Origin of the sequence: uncultured Anaerotruncus sp. (genome assembly GCF_902490045.1) — a bacterium.
In the GTDB taxonomy this organism is placed as follows: Bacteria; Bacillota; Clostridia; order Oscillospirales; family Ruminococcaceae; genus Anaerotruncus.
This window is the reverse complement of sequence record NZ_CABUCJ010000049.1, coordinates 1-17,146: the sequence shown is the minus strand read 5'-3', so window position 1 is coordinate 17,146 and position 17,146 is coordinate 1. Positions and strand designations below refer to the sequence as shown.

16 protein-coding genes are annotated in these 17,146 nt (G+C 63.2%); 15 read left to right on the top strand and 1 reads right to left on the bottom strand.

Features of this window, described 5'->3' with window-relative positions:
• From RDM88_RS06980 to RDM88_RS06950, 7 genes are all read left to right on the top strand, one after another.
• On the top strand, positions 1 to 644 hold a 644-nt coding region (locus RDM88_RS06980; RefSeq protein ID WP_308754146.1), incomplete at its 5' end, for a biotin--[acetyl-CoA-carboxylase] ligase.
• A gap of 204 nt (positions 645 to 848) precedes the next feature.
• Positions 849 to 1,685 carry a transporter substrate-binding domain-containing protein gene (locus tag RDM88_RS06975; protein WP_308754145.1) on the top strand — a complete coding sequence of 279 codons (837 nt, stop codon included), beginning with the start codon at positions 849 to 851 and terminating at the stop codon, positions 1,683 to 1,685.
• A 127-nt stretch (positions 1,686 to 1,812) separates the two neighbouring features.
• Positions 1,813 to 2,469 (top strand): amino acid ABC transporter permease, encoded by a 657-nt coding sequence (locus RDM88_RS06970; RefSeq protein ID WP_308754144.1) that lies wholly within the window; start codon positions 1,813 to 1,815, stop codon positions 2,467 to 2,469.
• Positions 2,470 to 2,482: 13 nt separating this feature from the next.
• Positions 2,483 to 3,226, top strand: coding sequence for an amino acid ABC transporter ATP-binding protein (locus RDM88_RS06965; protein WP_308754143.1), 744 nt, complete (start codon positions 2,483 to 2,485; stop codon positions 3,224 to 3,226).
• A 126-nt stretch (positions 3,227 to 3,352) separates the two neighbouring features.
• Positions 3,353 to 3,874 (top strand): DUF4358 domain-containing protein, encoded by a 522-nt coding sequence (locus RDM88_RS06960; RefSeq protein WP_308754142.1) that lies wholly within the window; start codon positions 3,353 to 3,355, stop codon positions 3,872 to 3,874.
• A gap of 90 nt (positions 3,875 to 3,964) precedes the next feature.
• Positions 3,965 to 5,353 (top strand): MBOAT family O-acyltransferase, encoded by a 1,389-nt coding sequence (locus RDM88_RS06955; RefSeq protein ID WP_308754141.1) that lies wholly within the window; start codon positions 3,965 to 3,967, stop codon positions 5,351 to 5,353.
• A 12-nt stretch (positions 5,354 to 5,365) separates the two neighbouring features.
• Positions 5,366 to 6,520: a DHHW family protein gene (locus RDM88_RS06950; protein ID WP_308754140.1), complete on the top strand. Its 1,155-nt coding sequence runs from the start codon at positions 5,366 to 5,368 to the stop codon at positions 6,518 to 6,520.
• A gap of 43 nt (positions 6,521 to 6,563) precedes the next feature.
• Here the strand turns inward: RDM88_RS06950 and RDM88_RS06945 are convergent, their stop codons facing one another.
• Positions 6,564 to 7,760 (bottom strand): terpene cyclase/mutase family protein, encoded by a 1,197-nt coding sequence (locus RDM88_RS06945; protein ID WP_308754139.1) that lies wholly within the window; start codon positions 7,758 to 7,760, stop codon positions 6,564 to 6,566.
• Positions 7,761 to 7,932: 172 nt separating this feature from the next.
• Here RDM88_RS06945 and hprK point away from each other — a divergent pair, with 172 nt between their 5' ends.
• The 8 genes from hprK to RDM88_RS06905 form a co-directional block, all read left to right on the top strand.
• Positions 7,933 to 8,892 carry an HPr(Ser) kinase/phosphatase gene (gene hprK, locus RDM88_RS06940; RefSeq protein ID WP_308754138.1) on the top strand — a complete coding sequence of 320 codons (960 nt, stop codon included), beginning with the start codon at positions 7,933 to 7,935 and terminating at the stop codon, positions 8,890 to 8,892.
• Positions 8,893 to 8,913: 21 nt separating this feature from the next.
• On the top strand, positions 8,914 to 9,639 hold the full coding sequence (locus tag RDM88_RS06935) for a phosphatase (protein ID WP_308754137.1): 726 nt from the start codon (positions 8,914 to 8,916) through the stop codon (positions 9,637 to 9,639).
• 41 nt (positions 9,640 to 9,680) lie between these two features.
• A complete protein-coding gene (locus tag RDM88_RS06930; protein WP_308754136.1) occupies positions 9,681 to 10,640 on the top strand; it encodes an ROK family protein in 960 nt (319 codons plus the stop codon).
• Positions 10,641 to 10,656: 16 nt separating this feature from the next.
• Positions 10,657 to 11,565 carry a UDP-N-acetylmuramate dehydrogenase gene (gene murB / locus RDM88_RS06925; protein WP_308754135.1) on the top strand — a complete coding sequence of 303 codons (909 nt, stop codon included), beginning with the start codon at positions 10,657 to 10,659 and terminating at the stop codon, positions 11,563 to 11,565.
• A gap of 33 nt (positions 11,566 to 11,598) precedes the next feature.
• Positions 11,599 to 12,465 carry an RNase adapter RapZ gene (gene rapZ / locus RDM88_RS06920; protein ID WP_308754134.1) on the top strand — a complete coding sequence of 289 codons (867 nt, stop codon included), beginning with the start codon at positions 11,599 to 11,601 and terminating at the stop codon, positions 12,463 to 12,465.
• Positions 12,466 to 12,467: 2 nt separating this feature from the next.
• Complete coding sequence (whiA, locus tag RDM88_RS06915) at positions 12,468 to 13,403, top strand: DNA-binding protein WhiA (protein WP_308754133.1); 936 nt, start codon at positions 12,468 to 12,470, stop codon at positions 13,401 to 13,403.
• The gene (locus RDM88_RS06910; protein ID WP_308754132.1) at positions 13,400 to 13,720 is read left to right on the top strand and encodes a putative heavy metal-binding protein; all 321 of its coding nucleotides are present in this window, start codon (positions 13,400 to 13,402) and stop codon (positions 13,718 to 13,720) included. The genes whiA and RDM88_RS06910 overlap by 4 nt, the downstream gene beginning before the upstream one ends.
• 34 nt (positions 13,721 to 13,754) lie before the next feature.
• On the top strand, positions 13,755 to 17,146 hold a 3,392-nt coding region (locus tag RDM88_RS06905; protein WP_308754131.1), incomplete at its 3' end, for a DNA polymerase III subunit alpha.

Here is a 17,146-nt window from a genome sequence, read left to right as displayed (position 1 = left end):
TGATTGCCGAGCGCCAGACGGCGGGCCGCGGCCGGCTGGGCCGCAGCTTCTTTTCGCCGGGCGGGGCGGGGGTCTATCTCTCGATGGTGCTGCGCCCCGGACTCTCCGCCGCGGATACGGCGCTCGTCACCCCGGCGGCGGCGGTCGCGACCGCGCGCGCCATCTCCCGCGCCGCGGGGGTGGAGGTGGGCGTCAAATGGGTGAACGACCTCTATTACGCGGGGAAAAAACTCTGCGGAATCCTGGCGGAGGCGCCGCTCGGCGCGGACGGCAGGCCGGAATTCGTCGTGATCGGCATCGGCGTCAACGTGCTGGACGCGAGCTTCCCGCCCGCGCTTTCCGGCGTGGCGACTTCCCTCGAGTCGGCGGGCGCGCGGGGGACCGACCGGGCCGCGCTGGCGGCGGCGATCATCACGGAGATGCTCGCCCTCTGCGGCGAACTCGGGGAACGGACCTTCCTTGAGGAATACCGCGCGCGCTCCTGTGTGCTCGACCGGCCGGTGATGCTGGTGCGGGGGGAGGAACGCCGGGAGGCCTACGCCGTCGGCATCGACGACGAGGCGCGCCTGCTTGTAAGGCTGTCCGGCGGAAAAATGGAAACGATCGGCGCGGGGGAGATCAGCCTGCGGGGAGATTTCGCCTGATCGTGTGCGCCGATTGCGGCGCGATCGTGAGAATGGGCGAGAAATCCGGAGAAAACCGGCGAAAGGTTGGGGAAAATCGGCATAACAGCCTGCTACAAGGGTAGCAATTTACCTTGATAAAGTATAAAATATTCAAAAGCGGTCCGGATTTTGCCGCGCCGCCGCCCTTGAGGCAAAAATCAACGATGAATTGGGAGAAAGCATATGAAGAAGATTTTAACCGTCCTTCTCGCCGCGCTGCTCTGCGCGACCCTCTTTACCGCCTGCGGCAACCAGGCCGCTCCCGAGTCCTCCGCGGCGCCGGCCGCGATCAACGCGAAAGCGGACCTGGCCGGAAAGGTCGTCGCCGCGCAGAAAGATTCCTCGGGGCTTGAGGCCCTCCAGAAGGACGAGATTTATTCCTCGATCAAAGACGGCGCCGCCAAGGAGTACGCCGACTATGTCACCGCCATGGGCGACCTGGAGCTCGGCCGCTGCGACGCCATTGTGATGGACTCGGTGGTCGCGGAGTATTACATCACCGCGAACCAGAAGGCCATGAAGGTTCTGGATGAGACGATGGCCGCCGAAGAATACGGCATCGGCTTCAAAAAGGGCGAAACCGCCCTGAAGAACGCCGTGGAAAACGCCCTCTACGAATTGGCTCAGGAGGGTAAGGTCGCTGAGATCTCCCAGAAATGGTTTGGAAAAGACGACATGATCGTCACCTATGCGCCCGAGGGCGAGGCCGACACGTCCGCTCTTCCGGAGACGTTTGTGGTCGGGCTGGACGCCTCCTTCCCGCCGATGGGCTTCACCGATGAAAAGAACGAGATCGTGGGCGCGGACATCGACCTGGCCAAGGCGGTCTGCGAAAAGCTGGGAATGAAGTTCGAGGCGAAGCCGATTGACTGGGACGCCAAGGATATGGAGCTGGAAACCGGCAAGATCACCTGCATCTGGAACGGCCTGACCATCACGTCCGAGCGGCAGGAAAACTATGAGATGAGCCGTCCCTACATGAAGAACGAGCAGGTTATCGTCGTGATGGACGCCGCCTGAATCGGATTCCGCAAGTGAAAATGTTGCACTCCCGCCCCCTTTTGGGCGGGAGTGCAGACTGTTTTCCGGGGCGAAGGGCGCTTCGCCCCGGAAAACAGTCTGGGAAAATGAATGGGAGCGTGCCTCAATGGACTGGAACGAAATTGTTGTAACAACTTCCGCGCTGATGCAGGGCCTGGGCGCCGTGCTGCTTTTGTTTGTGGTGGTGCTGGCGGCCTCCATCCCGCTGGGCTTTCTGCTGACCCTGTGCACCCGCAGCCGCATAGCGCCGCTGCGCTGGCTGGTAAACGCCTACATCTATGTCATGCGCGGCACGCCGTTGATGCTGCAGCTCTTCTTCATCTATTTTGGCCTGCCTCTGCTGGGGGAGCCCTTCCGCACCCTCTTTTTCAGCGCGATGACCTGCGCGCTGGTGGGATTTTCCCTCAACTATGCCGCCTATTTTGCTGAAATCTTCCGCGGGGGCCTCCTGTCGATCGACCGCGGGCAGTATGAGGCCTGTCAAGTCCTCGGGCTTAACAAGGTGCAGACCACCTTCCACGTCATCCTGCCGCAGATGATCCGCGTCGCGCTGCCGAGCATCACCAACGAGTCAATCACGCTCGTCAAGGACACCGCGCTCGTTTTCGCGATTGCGATCCCGGAAATCCTCCACTATGCCAAGGTGGCGGTCAGCCGCACCGGGAGCATCTTCCCCTATGTGATCGCCTTCGTCATCTACCTGGCGATGAACACCGTCCTCCAGTTGGTTTTCAACTGGCTGGAAAAGAAAACGGCCTATTAAGGAGGGCGGGGACATGAATCTGATCGAAGTAAGCGGCCTCAAAAAGGGCTTTTCCGGGCAGGACGTGCTCACCGACGTGAGCTTCACCGTGAAGCGGGGCGACGTGATCGCGGTCATCGGGCCGTCGGGCGCGGGCAAGAGCACGATGCTGCGCTGCCTGATCGACTTGGAGAAGGTGGACGGCGGCAGCATCGTCGTTGAGGGGGAGCCGTTCGTCACCGACGGGGTCTATCCGCCGCCGGCGAAGGTGCGGGCGATCACCGCGAAGATGGGGATGGTCTTCCAGTCCTTCAACCTTTTTCCGCACCTGTCGGTGCGCAGAAACCTGACGATGCCGCTCATCAAGACGCAGGGCGTCGCCCGGGAGGAGGCGGACGCGCGCGCGGCGTCCATCCTCGGCAAGGTGGGACTTCAGGACAAGATCGACGCGATGCCCTCGACGCTGTCGGGCGGGCAGAAGCAGCGGGTCGCGATCGCGCGCGCGCTCATGCTCAACCCCGACATCATGCTCTTCGACGAGCCGACCTCCGCGCTCGACCCACAGCTCACCGCCGAGGTGCTCGGCGTCATGCGCAAGCTCGCGGAGGAGGGGATGACAATGGTCGTCGTCACCCATGAGATGTCCTTTGCGCGGGACGTGGCCAACAAGATCCTCTTCATGTGCGACGGGGAGATCGTCGAATCGGGCCCGCCGGAGGAGGTCTTCGGCAATCCGAAGGACCGGAGGATGGCGGAATTTTTCGGCAGCGTGTCCTGAAAAACGCCCGTTTTAAGGCCGCTTAAAAAATTTTTCCAATTTTCCTGAAGTAATCCGCGCGTTTGGGCATACTCTATGAGGGAAGAATGAAGCCCGATGCGGGCAATGACCAAAGGAGAATGTAACATGAAAAAGATTTTTGCCGTCCTGCTTTCCGCCGTCCTGTGCGCCGGGGCGCTTGCCGGGTGCGGTTCGAAACCCGCGGCCTCCGGCAGTTCCGCCGAGATGAAGGAGGGGCAGACGATCCAGACGGTGGTCGACCAGATCATCGACGAGGTGGGGATCGCGATGCCCGCCGAGATCGACGACACCCTCATGAAGGACGTCTTCTACATCGACCCCGAAAAGGACGTGGACGAGTATTACGGACAGTTCGCGATGGTCAATGTGAGCGCCGACAACCTGCTTGCCGTCAAGGCGAAGCCGGAACAGAGGGACGCGGTGATCGAGGCGATGGGCAAGCGCCTCAAGGATGTGCAGGCATCCTTCGCGAACTACCTGCCCGACCAGTCGGAAAAGGCGCAGAAGGGCCGCGTGGTCGACCGGGGGAACTATGTGTTCCTCGTGATCCTCGGGGAGAGCCCGGAAACCTTTGACGACGATCTCGACCGCGCGGTCAAGATCATCGACGAGGCATTTGCCGCGTAAATCTTGCATAAAACCGCAGGATTTGGTAAAGTGTACTGGATAGCTTCTATTCGGTACACTTTCATTTTGTGACAAAAAGGGGAGAAACCCGTGGTATTCAGCAGCCTGCTGTTCCTGTTCTGTTTTTTGCCGGTGGCCTTCGCGGCCTATTATATCGCGCCGGCGCGGCTGAAAAACGCCGTACTGCTCGTGGCGAGCCTCGTCTTTTATTCATGGGGGGAAATCCGCTTTTTCCCGGTGATGATCGCGGTGATCCTCGTCAACTACTTTGCGGGGCTGGCCATCGGCCGCTGGCGGAAAAACCGCGCGCTCAGCCGCGCCATCCTGCTGCTATCGCTCATTTTCAGCATCGGATGGCTCGTCTTCTTCAAGTACAGCAACTTTTTGATCGATAACTGGAACACGCTGACGGGGATGGCGGTCCCCTACATCGAAGCTGCCAGGACCCTTCCGCTCGGCATCAGCTTCTATACCTTCCAGATCATGACCTATACGGTCGACGTCTACACGGGCAGGGTGGAGACCGAACGCAGCATCATCAATTTCGGCACCTTCGTCGTCCTCTTCCCGCAGCTGATCGCCGGCCCGATCGTCAAGTACTCCGACATCAGCCGCGAGCTGCACAGCCGCAAAATCACCCTCGGCGCGGTGCAGGACGGCATCGGACTCTTCATCCTCGGCCTGGGCAGCAAGGTGCTGCTGGCCAATTCGATCGGCGCACTGTGGAGCGACGTGGCGGCGGTCGGGTTTGCGAACGTCTCGACCGCTTCGGCGTGGCTCGCGCTGGCGGCCTTCACGCTCCAGATCTACTTCGATTTTTCCGGCTATTCGCTCATGGCCATCGGCATGGGCCGGGCGCTCGGGTTTACCTTCCCGCAGAACTTCAACTACCCCTATATCTCCCGCAGCGTCACCGAGTTCTGGCGGCGGTGGCATATGACCCTTTCTGGGTGGTTCCGCGACTATGTCTATATCCCGCTCGGCGGCAGCCGCAGGGGCCCGGCGCGCAACGTCCTGAACCTGCTGGTCGTCTGGGCGCTCACCGGGCTGTGGCACGGCGCGAGCTGGAACTTTGTGCTGTGGGGGCTTTACTACTTCGTCCTGCTCATGATCGAGCGGATGGGCTTCCGCGGATTCCTGGACAGGCACCCGTTCTTTTCCCACGCCTACTCTCTGCTGGCGGTCATGCTCGGGTGGGGACTCTTTGCAATTGAGGGGAACTTCGGCGCGCTCGGTGTTTTCTTTGGAAAGCTATTTTCCTTTACAGGTGGGACGGAATGGATGTTCTACCTGCGCAACTACGCGGTCGTGCTGGCGCTGGGGATTCTCTTCTCCATGCCGGTGCTGAACCGCATCCGTGACCGCCGCCCAAAACTCTGCCGCGTGCTCGCGTTGCCGTTTTTGGGGCTTATACTGGTGCTCTCGGTCGCCTATCTGGTCGACTCCACCTACAATCCGTTCCTCTACTGGAACTTCTGAGGGGGAAGCATGATGCAGACTTTTAAAAAATATCCGCTCGTCTTCCTCTTCGCGGCCTTCCTGCTGGTCGTGTCGGCGGCGAACCTGCTGACCCCCGACCGGGAGAAGAGCGAGCTTGAGAACCGCCCGCTCGCCCAGAGGCCCAAGCTGACGGCGACGGCACTGCTGGCAAAGGAGCAGGAGAACAAGTACACCCAGCGGTTTGAAACCTATCTGAACGACCAGTTCGTCGGGCGGGACGGGTGGATCACGCTCAAATCGGTGAGCGAGTCGGCGCTCGGCAAAATCGAAAACAACGGCATCGTCTACGGGGCGGACCACTACCTGTTCGACCGGTATGAGACGGTGGACGAGCGCCGCCTTTCGATGAATATCGAGCTGCTCGGGACCTATCTGGCCGCTTACCGGGACGCCGCGCCGATCACTGTGGCCGTCATCCCGAATTCCTACGAAATCCTTTCCGACAAGCTCCCGGAGGGGCTGCAAAACGTCGATCAGGCCGCGCGCGTCGCCGAAATCTATGGCGCGCTGCCCGGCGGCGCGAACGTGCTCGATCTCTTTCCGGTGATGCGGCTCGCCGCGTCGGAGCGGCAGGCCTACTACCGCACCGACCACCATTGGACGACCTGGGGCGCCTACAACGCCTATCGTGCGTTCGTCGAGTCCCGGGGGCTCAGGGCGGTGGAATTTTCCGCGCTGGAGCCGCTGCGCAGGGAGGCGCCCGGCTTCTACGGCACCTACTTCAGCAAGTGCAAGCTCTTTTCCGCGGTCCCGGACACGATCGAGTGGTACGAGATTCCCGTCTCCTCCGTCACGGTGGGCGGGGAGGAGAAGCCCGGCCTTTACGACGCGGAGAAGTGGGGAGAACGGGACAAGCACGCCGCCTTCCTGTGGGGCAACAGCGACCTGACCGTCATCAAATCGGAAAACAGCCTTAACCACAAGGAGGGGCGGACCTCCCGCGTCCTGCTCATCAAGGACAGCTACGGGAACCCGTTCGCACCCTTCCTGACCTACAGCTACGACGAGGTGTGGATGGTCGACCTGCGCAACCTGACGGCGCCAATGAGCGAGGTCATGGCGCGGACGGAATTTGACGACGTGCTCGTCATGTACAATTTCGAGAACTTCGCGCAGGACTCGAACTTCACCTTTCTCAACCGCTGACACGCGAAAAAAGACAGCCGCCCGCGGGCGGCTGTCTTTTTAATTAATCTTCCGGCGGTTCGGGCGGGTCGCCGCCGGCTGGGGCGTCGAAGTCGGGGATCTCCGCTTTCATCGGGATATTGAGCTCAAGCGTGCGGGTATCCGCGCCCGCGCCGGGAGTTTCGCCGGGATCCTCCGGTTCCGCGGGGGGGAACTTGCCCCAGCGTTTGCCGATCTTCCCGGTGAGGATCAGGACCAGGTAGAGCAGTCCGAAGAGGAGCAGGAATCCGAAGAGGAACCGCAGGAACACGTAGGTGGAATCGGGCTGCGGCTCCACATAGCCGGGATACCGCTCGGGCGGCAGGTAGGGCGAGAGGCCGGTCGCATCGGTCGAGAGGGCGATCACCGCCGCCTCGGTGGCCGCGACCTCCGAAGGCCCGCCGATGGCGGCGGCGTAGCCGCCGTCCTGCTGCCGGAAGGATTGGAGCGCGTCGTGGAGGTCCCGCCCGTTTTTGGTGAACCGCGCGTCACCCAGGCCGATGCCGCAGGTGCGCACCGCCGTCAGGACCGCCGCGGTGCTCTCGCAGTCGGGACGGCCGCCGCGCAGGAAAGCGCCGTCCTCATCCTGCTGGGTGCTCAGCCAGGAGAGCGCCCGGTTGACCGCGGTGTTCACATAGGGGATGTCCCGGCTCGCGGCGAGGACGGTGACCGCCTGCGCGGTGGTGCGCACATCGGGGTCGCGCCCGGCGGCGGAACCGAATCCGCCCTCGCGAAGCTGGGAGGATACGATATAGTCGATGACCGCGGTGGGGGAGTTGTGCGCAGAGACGGGCGCCTGCGCGTCCGCCGCGCTGTAGGCGGCCAGCGCCAAAAGCGCGCCGCCCAGCCCCTCCTGGTAGATGTTTTCATGGGAGTAGAGGGCGGAGACGAGGTCGGTCTTTTCAAAGGACGCCGGGTCCCGGCCGCTCTTGACCAGCCCGATGATGCCCCGTTCAAGCGCGCGGGGGGAGGAAAATCCGTCCAAAATGCCGCTTTGCAGCTCCCCGGCCAGCATGTCGGCCGCGTCCTCCCGCACAGCCTGTCCGCCGAGTGAATAGGCGAGGATGCTGTTTTCTCCAGGGGGATTGGCGTCGAGATACCGCCAGGTCTGTTCGGCGACGGGGGCCGGGGACGCGTCGCCGGGGGGCGTTTCGGCGCCGGCCGTCACGGCCGAAAACAGGAGCAGCACGCCGGCGGCGAGGGCCGCGAACCGTCTTTGCAAGCAGCAATTCCCCTTTCTTTCAGTGGCTCATAAAAGTATAATACATTGCCGGGTGGATTTCAACTGCATTTGGAAATACATTTTTGCCCAAAATAGGGTTTGAAAGATGCGCGTCCATCATGTATAATAGCTAGAGGAATATCGACGGAAAACAAATAAAGAAGGTGCTCATGTGGCGACAAAATTTATTGTGCCCCTCCAGAAGCTGATCAAGGATTTCAACCTTGAGGTGGTCTATCTGCCGGAAGACGCTGCCGGAATCTCCATCTCCACGCCCGAGGTCAACCGGCCCGGGCTGCAGCTGTCCGGTTTTTTTGACTATTTCGACCACCAGCGGATGCAGATTCTCGGAAAGAGCGAGTTTGCCTTCCTCGACCAGTTCGACGAGGAGGAGCGTACCCGCCGCGTGGACGACTATTTTTCGAGCCGGCCCTCCGCGGTCGTCATCACCCGGAACATCGAGGTGACCGACCGGATGCGTTCCGCCGCGCAGAAATACAAGGTCCCGCTGCTGCGCACCGCCGACGGCACCTCAACCTTCATGGCGGGGCTGATCGGGGAACTCAACGTCGAACTCGCCCCCCGCGTTACCCGCCACGGCGTGCTCGTCGAGGTCTACGGCGAGGGCATCCTGCTGCTCGGCGAGAGCGGCGTCGGCAAGAGCGAGACGGCCATCGAGCTCGTCAAGCGCGGCCACCGCCTCATCGCGGACGACGCGGTGGAGATCCGGCGCGTCTCCGCCAAGAGCCTCGTCGGTTCGTCGCCCGAAAACATCCGCCACTTTATGGAGCTGCGCGGCGTGGGCATCATCAACGCCCGCCGCCTCTTCGGCATCGGCGCGGTCAAGATGACCGAGAAGATCAACATGATTGTCCAGCTCGAACAGTGGGACGCCGCCAAGGTGTACGACCGGATGGGCATGAACGACGAATACACCGAGGTGCTCGGCGTACAGATTCCGTCGCTGACCATCCCGGTGAAGCCGGGGCGCAACCTCGCCATCATCATCGAGGTCGCGGCGATGAACAACCGTCAGAAGCGCATGGGCTACAACGCCGCCCAGGAGCTGCTCGAAAAGCTCGGCATGGTCGAGCCGGACGGCGGCAACCCCACCGACTGGGGAGATTTCTAATCCGGAAAGGAACCTGACTGCATGCAGATCATCGCGGAAACCCACAGCCACACCGTCGCGTGCGACCACGCGTTCAGCACCGTCCAGGAGAACGTGCAATACGCCGCGCGCACCGGACTCCGGTTTCTCTGCGTCACCGAGCACTGCCCGGCGATGGAGGGCGCGCCGGGCGGGATGTTTTTCAGCAACCTGCCGAAGGTGATCCCCGACGTGATGGAGGGGGTCGTCGTCCTCAAGGGCGCGGAGACGAATATCATCGATTACGAAGGGGGGCTCGACCTGCCCGACCGCAAGCTCGCGCGGCTCGACTGGGTGATCGCCTCCTACCATGTCAACTGTCTCGCGCCCGCCGCCGAGGAGGAGCACACCGCCGGCTGGCTCGCGGTCGCGAGGAACCCCCTCGTCGACGTGATCGGCCACGCGGGGGATGAGCGCTACTGGTTCGACGTGGACACCGTCGTGAAGGCGTTCGCCGAAAACGGCAAGATCGTCGAGATCAACGCCCACTCCTTTGAATGCAGGCCCGGCTCGGCGGAAAACTGCCGGAAGATCGCGGAGAGCTGCAAAAAATATGGGGTGCGGGTGGTGTGCAGCTCGGACGCGCACTTCTTCACCCAGATCGGCAATGTCGGCGCGGCGGTCGAAATGCTGGAGGAGATCGGCTTTCCGGAGGAGCTTGTGATGAACGCCGATTACGAGCGGTTTCTGGCGCTCGCGCGGGAAAAGAGCGGACGTCCGCTTTTATAAAAGCCATCAGGAGGACATCAAGAGGAAAGGGAGAGCATACGATGAGTTATTACGTGGGAATCGATCTGGGCGGCACCAACATCGCCGTCGGCGTGGTGGATGAAAACCGCCAGATTGTCGGCCGTGCCAATGAAAAGACCAAGGCGTTCCACCCGGCTGAGGAGATTGCCGACGACATGGCGGCGACCGCGCGCCGGGCGGTTGAGAACGCGGGCGTCACCTTCGACGAGGTCGCTTGGGTGGGCGTCGGGACGCCCGGCACCGTGAACCCCGAAACGGGCATGGTGGGCCTCGCGGCGAACCTCGGCTTCCACGACACCCCGCTGGGGATGCTCGTCGCCGAACGGCTCGGCAAGAAGGTTTACGTTGAAAACGACGCAAACGCCGCGGCGTACGGCGAGCTGATGGCCGGCGCGGCCGAGGGGCTCGATTCGGTCGTCCTGATCACGCTCGGCACCGGGGTGGGCGGCGGCATCGTCATCGACGGAAAAATCCAGTCGGGCTTCAACTACAAGGGCGCGGAGCTCGGGCACATCGGCATGGTTTACCAGGGCGTGCCCTGCACCTGCGGCCGCCGCGGCTGCATCGAGTCCTACTGTGCGGTGACCGGGCTCATCCGCATCACTCGCGAATCGATGCAGCTCAACGCGAAATCCAAGATGTGGGAGCTCGCGGAGGGTAGCCTCGACAAGGTGAGCGGCCGCACCGCGTTCGACGCGATGCGCGCGGGAGACGAGGCAGGCAAGGCGGTCGTCGACCAGTATATCGACTACCTCGCCTACGCGGTGAGCGGCATCATCAACCTCTTCCAGCCGCAGGCGGTCGTCATCGGCGGCGGCATCAGCAAGGAGGGGGAGACCCTTTTCGGCCCGATGCGGGAGCGCGCCTATCCGCAGACCTTCAACTACGACCCCAACAACTGCTCGCAGATCATCAAGGCGAAGCTCGGCAACGACGCGGGCATCATCGGCGCGGCGCTGCTCGGCAAACAATACAAATGATTTTCCAGGAGGCTTCATGAGCGGGATACACGAGCTGCGGGCGTACTGCGAATCGATCGGGTGCGCCTGTCTTGCGGACGAACCGATGTCCAGGCACACGTCGTTTAAAATCGGGGGACCGGCGGATCTGCTGGTCCGCCCGGAGGACGCCGAGACGGCCGCAAAGGTCCTGCGGCGGGCGGGGGAGCTGGGCGTTCCGCTCTCGATCATCGGCAGGGGGTCCGACCTGCTCGTCTCGGACGAGGGCGTCCGGGGCGCGGTGCTCTCCCTCGACGAACAGGCCGCAAAGCCCCGCCTGCAAGGCCCGGAGACGATCTTCTGTCCCGCGGGCTCGAGCCTGACGGCGCTCTGCGTCTTCGCGTGGCAGCAGGGGCTGTCGGGGCTGGAATTCGCCTACGGCATCCCCGGCAGCGTGGGGGGCGCGGTCTGCATGAACGCGGGCGCCTACGGCGGCGAGATGAAGGATGTGCTCGAAAGCGTCCGCTGCCTCACGCCCGACGGAGGGGAGCGCGTCTTAGACGCCGCGGAGCTGGAGCTCTCCTACCGGCACAGCTGGTTTACGAGCCGCCCCGGGCATCTCGTCACCGCTGCGGTCTTCCGTCTCCAAAGGGGCGACCCCGCCGCCATCCGCGCCAGAATGGACGACCTCATGGCGCGCAGGAAGCAGAAGCAGCCGCTCGAATACCCGAGCGGCGGCAGCACCTTCAAACGCCCGGAGGGTTCCTACGCGTCGGCGCTCATCGACCGGTGCGGGCTCAAGGGCCGCCGGGTGGGCGGCGCGATGGTGAGCGAAAAACACGCGGGTTTCGTCATCAACTACCAGAACGCCACCTGCCGCGACGTGCTCGCGCTCGTCGAACTGGTCAAAAAGGAAGTGCTGGAACAGACCGGCTACACGCTCGAATGTGAAATCAAACTGCTCTGAGAGCGCCCGCCTGGCGGGCGGAAAAGGAAGCCTATGGAATTTGTAATCATCACCGGCATGTCCGGTTCGGGAAAGTCCCGCGCGATCGCGGCCATGGAGGATATCGGCTACTACTGTGTCGACAATCTTCCGCCCAAGATGGTCAAATCCTTTACCGACCTGTGCCTCCAGGCGGGGGATAAGGTGGATAAGGTCGCGCTTGTCATCGACGCGCGCAGCCGGGAAATTTTCGGGGACATCTTCGAGGGGATCGAGGAGTTCTTGGAGGCGTCAAGCGGCTTTGAGACCCTTTTTCTCGACTGCGAGGACGCGACGCTCATCCAGCGCTATAAGGAGACCCGCCGCACCCACCCGCTGATGGACGACGAAAACACCTCGATCGAAGAGGCGATCGCGGAGGAACGGCGGCTGCTCTCCCGGCTGCGGGAGTGCGCCGACTATGTGATCGATACCACCTACCTCTCGGTCAACCAGCTGCGGGAAAAGGTGGTCGGCATCTTCCTCGACGACAAAAACCAGGCGATGCTCGTCAACTGTATGTCCTTCGGCTTTAAATTCGGCCTGCCCAAGGAGGCGGACCTCGTCTTCGACGTGCGCTGCCTGCCGAACCCCTTCTACGTGCCCGAGCTCAAGAACCTGACCGGCCTCGACGGGCCGGTACGGGAGTACGTCCTCAAGTGGGAGCAGGCGCAGAAGCTGATTCCCAAGCTGTTCGACCTCGTCGACTACCTGCTTCCCCTCTACCGGGACGAGGGGAAGACCCAGCTCACCATCGCGGTCGGCTGCACGGGCGGAAAGCACCGTTCGGTGGTCTTCGCGCAGCTTCTGGAGGAGCACATGCAGGAACAGAAGGTGCGCAGCACCGTGACCCACCGGGATATCGCCAAGCGCAAGGAGTAGCCATGTCGTTTGCCTACCGCATCAAAAGTGAAATCTGCAATAACAGGCCGTTTCGCCAGCGCCGCAGGGGGGCGCTCGCCTACGGCCTTTTGCTGTTTGGACGCGCGTTCGGGCCGGAGGAGATCTCGCTCCACACCGAACACAAATTCGTCGCGCGCCTCTACGCGGACAGCATCTCCGACCTGGTGGGGCTGGGGGGCAGCATCACCCTGCGGGAGGTCAAGCGCAAGGACCGCCGGAGCGTCTACCTCGTGACGGTGGACAGCTTCTCCGACCGGGTCGCCGTGCTCTCCCGCTTCGGCTGCAGGGCGGGGGAGGACCCCCGCCGCATCGACTTCGCGTGGGTCCCCGAGGAGGAGGCCGCCGCCTTCCTGAGCGGGGCGTTTCTGGCGTGTGGCGCGGTGTCCGACCCGGAAAAGGGGTACCGCGTCGAATTTGCGACCCAGCACCAGCCGCTCGCGGACGATTTGGCGGCGCTGCTCGCGGAAGTTCTCGCGCCGCCCAAGCGCACCGTCCGCCGCAACGACTACCTGCTCTACTACAAGGAGAGCGAAAACATCGAGGACCTGCTCACCTATCTCGGCGCGCCCAAGTCGTCGCTCGAGCTGATGGAGGTCAAGATCGTCAAGGAGCTGCGCAACCGCGTCAACCGCGCCACCAACTGCGAGACGGCCAACATCTCCAAGACGGTCAACGCCGCGCTTGCCCAGATCGAGGACATCCGGCTGATCGAAGCGTCGGGGGGCGTCGGTGCGCTCGACGAGGAGCTGCGGGAGCTCGCGCGCCTGCGGCTGCAAAATCCGGACATGTCCCTGCGGGAGCTGGGACAGGCGCTTACGAGCCCGATTTCACGCTCGGGCGTCAACCACCGTCTGCGTCGGATTTCCGAATACGCCGCGGAGCTTCGCAAAAAGGAGCACAGGGAGGAAGAGAAATGATTCTGACGACGACCCCTTCGGTGGAAGGGAAAAATATTACGGAATACCAGGGAATCGTGTTCGGCGAGGTCATTGCGGGCGTCGATTTCATCAAGGACTTTACCGCCGGGCTCTCCAACTTTTTCGGAGGCCGCTCCGGGACCTACGAGGAGGAGCTGCTCCGGGCGCGCGAGGAAGCGATGCGGGAACTGGAGGAGCGCGCGCGGGCGCTCGGAGCCGACGCGGTCGTCGGCGTCGACGTGGACTACGAGGTGCTCGGCGCGAACAACGGCATGCTCATGGTGACCGCGTCGGGCACCGCCGTGCGGCTCGGTTAGGGCGGGAAAAAATCGGGCGAAGGGGGAACGGAAAATGGCTGATTTTGCGCATCTGCACGTACATACCGAATACAGCCTGCTCGACGGCGCCTGCCGGATCGAACGGCTGGTCGAGCGGGTCAAGGCGCTCGGGCAGTCGTCCGTGGCGATCACCGACCACGGCGTGATGTTCGGCGCGATCGACTTTTACAAGGCCGCCAAAAAGGCGGGCGTCAAGCCGATTATCGGGTGCGAGGTCTATGTCGCGCCGCGCACCCGCTTCGATAAACAGCACAAGGTCGACAGCTCCCCCTACCACCTCGTGCTGCTCTGCAAGGACAACACCGGCTACCAGAACCTGATCAAGATGGTGTCCGCCGGGTTTGTCGAGGGCTTCTATTCCAAGCCGCGCGTCGACCATGACCTGCTCGAGGAGTACCACGAGGGGCTCGTCTGCCTGTCTGCCTGCCTCGCGGGGGAGATCCCCCGGATGCTCGCCGCGGGGGACTACGACCGCGCCAGGGAGACGGCGCTCTGGTACCAAAACGTCTTCGGCGAGGGGAACTACTACATCGAAATCCAGAACCACGGCATCCGGCTGCAGGAACAGATCCTGCCCGACCTGCTGCGGCTCTCCAGGGAGACGGGCATCGGGCTTGTCGCCACCAACGACGCCCACTACATCGAACGGGCGGACGCCAAGATGCAGAGCGTGCTCATCTGCATCCAGACGAACACCACGGTGGACGAGCCGGGCGACCTCGAATTCGAGACGGAGGAATTCTACGTCAAGAGCCGCGACGAGATGGCCGAGCTTTTCCAGAACTACCCCGGCGCGCTCGACAACACCCTCAAAATCGCGGACATGTGCAACGTCGAGTTCGAGTTCGGCAACACCAAACTCCCGCTCTTCGTCGCGCCGGGCGGGGAGGACAACCTCTCCTACTTCAAGCGCCTCTGCTATGAGGGGCTGCGCCGCCACTACGGCGAAGAGCCCGACGCGGCCGTCGCGGAACGGCTGGAATACGAGCTGGACGTCATCATCAAGATGGGGTACGTCGACTACTACCTCATCGTCTTCGACTTCATCAACTACGCCAAATCGGTCGGCATCCCGGTGGGGCCGGGGCGCGGTTCGGGCGCGGGAAGCCTCGCCGCCTACTGCATCGGCATCACCGGCATCGACCCCATCCGCTACAACCTGCTCTTCGAGCGGTTCTTGAACCCCGAGCGGGTCAGTATGCCCGACTTCGACATCGACTTCTGTTACGAGCGGCGGCAGGAGGTCATCGACTACGTCGTGCGCAAGTACGGCGCGGACCACGTCGCGCAGATCATCACCTTCGGGACGATGGCCGCGCGCGCGGCCATCCGCGACGTCGGTCGGGTGCTTGGCGTCCCCTACCAGCAGGTGGACGCGATCGCCAAGCTCGTGCCGAACGAGCTGAAAATGACGCTCGACCGGGCGCTTTCGGTCTCGGCGGACCTCAAACAGATGCGTGAGAGCGACCCCAAGGTCGCCGAGCTGCTCGACATGGCGCGCAAGATCGAGGGGATGCCCCGCCACGCCTCCACCCATGCGGCGGGCGTCGTCATCACCCGCGACCCGGTGGACAGCTACGTGCCGCTTTACAAGGCGGAGGAGACGATGCCGGTCACCCAGTTCACGATGACGACGCTCGAAGAGCTCGGGCTGCTCAAGATGGACTTTCTCGGCCTGCGCACGCTGACCGTCATCAGCTACGCCGAAAAGGAGGCCGCCAAACGCACCCCCGGCTTTCGCGCCGACGGCATCCCGCTCGACGACCCGGACACCTTCGCGATGCTCACCAAGGGGCAGTGCGTCGGCGTCTTCCAGTTCGAGTCCGCGGGCATGCGCAGCGTGATCGCCCAGCTCGGCCCCGAATCGATCGAGGATTTGATCGCGGTCATCTCCCTCTACCGCCCGGGGCCGATGGAGTCGATCCCCACCTACATCCGCAACCGCCACAACCCCGAGCTCGTCACCTATAAGCACCCGCTTTTGAAACCGATCCTCGACGTCACCTACGGATGCATCGTCTACCAGGAGCAGGTCATGCAGATCTGCCGCGCGCTCGGCGGCTACTCCTACGGGCGCGCCGACCTCGTGCGCCGCGCGATGTCCAAGAAGAAGCACGACGTGATGGAAAAGGAGCGGGAGGTCTTCGTTTCGGGCGCGCAGGCGAACGGCGTGCCCCGGGAGACCGCGAACGAGATCTTCGACGAGATGAGTTCGTTCGCCTCCTACGCCTTCAACAAATCCCACGCGGCGGCCTACGCCTTCGTCTCCTACGAGACGGCCTACCTCAAATGCCACTATCCGCGCGAATTCATGGCGGCGCTTCTCACGAGCGTGCTCGACAACACCGACAAGGTCATCGAGTATATCGGCGAGTGCGGGCGCATGGGCATCAAGGTGCTGCCCCCCGACGTCAACATCAGCGGAGAGGGCTTCACGGTGAGCGGGGACGCGATCCGCTTCGGGCTGCTCGCGGTCAAGAACATCGGCCGGGGCTGCATCCGCGAGCTGATCGCAGAGCGGGAGGAGAACGGCCCCTTCCTCGACTTCTCCGACTTCTGCGAGCGGATGTACGGCAAGGAGACGAACAAGCGCGCGGTCGAAAGCCTCATCAAATCGGGCGCGCTCGACTGCGCCTGCAAAAACCGCCACAGCATGCTCGAGGGAGTCGAGGCGGTCCTCGACGACATCGACGCGGCCGCCAAGCGCAACATCTCCGGGCAGATCAACCTCTTCGACAACCCCGACGTGGGAATCAAATCCGTCCACCAGCTTCCGCAGGTGGAGGAATACGAGCCCTCCGAGCTGCTCGCGATGGAGAAGGAGACGACGGGGCTCTATATCAGCGGCCACCCGATGGCGCGCTTTGCCGAGATGATCGCGCAGGAGCGCTGCACGCTGATCGCCGACATCTCGAACGCCGAGGAGCGGGGGAGCCAGGTATCGGACGGCGCGTCGGTCCGCGTCGCGGCGATCGTCTCCTCCAAGCGGCTCAAATCGACCCGCGGCGGTGAGATGATGGCGTTCGTCATGCTTGAGGACACGAGCGGCAGCATCGAGATGCTGGTGTTCCCGAAGGTGCTTACGCAGTATTCCCACAAGCTCGCGGAGGGCAGCGTCGTGATCGTGCGCGGCAGGGTGTCGATGCGCGAGGAGGAGGACGCCAAGCTGATCTGCGAGGCCGCCGCTTCGCCCGGGGAGCCGCTGCCCGAGGGCGCGCCGGCCGGGGCGGGCCGCTATTCGGGCGCGCCCCGCCGCGACCGTGCGCCGCAGGCACCCGCCCGGCCCGCCGCGCCCCGCAGCAAAAACGCCGGGGCCTACCTGCGTATCGACAGTGCGGAGGCGCCCGTCTATGACCGGGTGAAGAACCTGCTCTCGATTTTTTCGCCCGAAAACGGCGGGACCGG

Bases quoted from the DNA above. Each gene is read 5' to 3' on its own strand.
- rapZ (WP_308754134.1), top strand. From the start codon at position 11,599: ATGGAATTTGTAATCATCACCGGCATGTCCGGTTCGGGAAAGTCCCGC.
- RDM88_RS06965 (WP_308754143.1), top strand. From the start codon at position 2,483: ATGAATCTGATCGAAGTAAGCGGCCTCAAAAAGGGCTTTTCCGGGCAG.
- RDM88_RS06950 (WP_308754140.1), top strand. From the start codon at position 5,366: ATGCAGACTTTTAAAAAATATCCGCTCGTCTTCCTCTTCGCGGCCTTC.
- RDM88_RS06935 (WP_308754137.1), top strand. From the start codon at position 8,914: ATGCAGATCATCGCGGAAACCCACAGCCACACCGTCGCGTGCGACCAC.
- whiA (WP_308754133.1), top strand. From the start codon at position 12,468: ATGTCGTTTGCCTACCGCATCAAAAGTGAAATCTGCAATAACAGGCCG.
- RDM88_RS06960 (WP_308754142.1), top strand. From the start codon at position 3,353: ATGAAAAAGATTTTTGCCGTCCTGCTTTCCGCCGTCCTGTGCGCCGGG.
- RDM88_RS06910 (WP_308754132.1), top strand. From the start codon at position 13,400: ATGATTCTGACGACGACCCCTTCGGTGGAAGGGAAAAATATTACGGAA.
- RDM88_RS06930 (WP_308754136.1), top strand. From the start codon at position 9,681: ATGAGTTATTACGTGGGAATCGATCTGGGCGGCACCAACATCGCCGTC.
- RDM88_RS06970 (WP_308754144.1), top strand. From the start codon at position 1,813: ATGGACTGGAACGAAATTGTTGTAACAACTTCCGCGCTGATGCAGGGC.
- murB (WP_308754135.1), top strand. From the start codon at position 10,657: ATGAGCGGGATACACGAGCTGCGGGCGTACTGCGAATCGATCGGGTGC.
- RDM88_RS06975 (WP_308754145.1), top strand. From the start codon at position 849: ATGAAGAAGATTTTAACCGTCCTTCTCGCCGCGCTGCTCTGCGCGACC.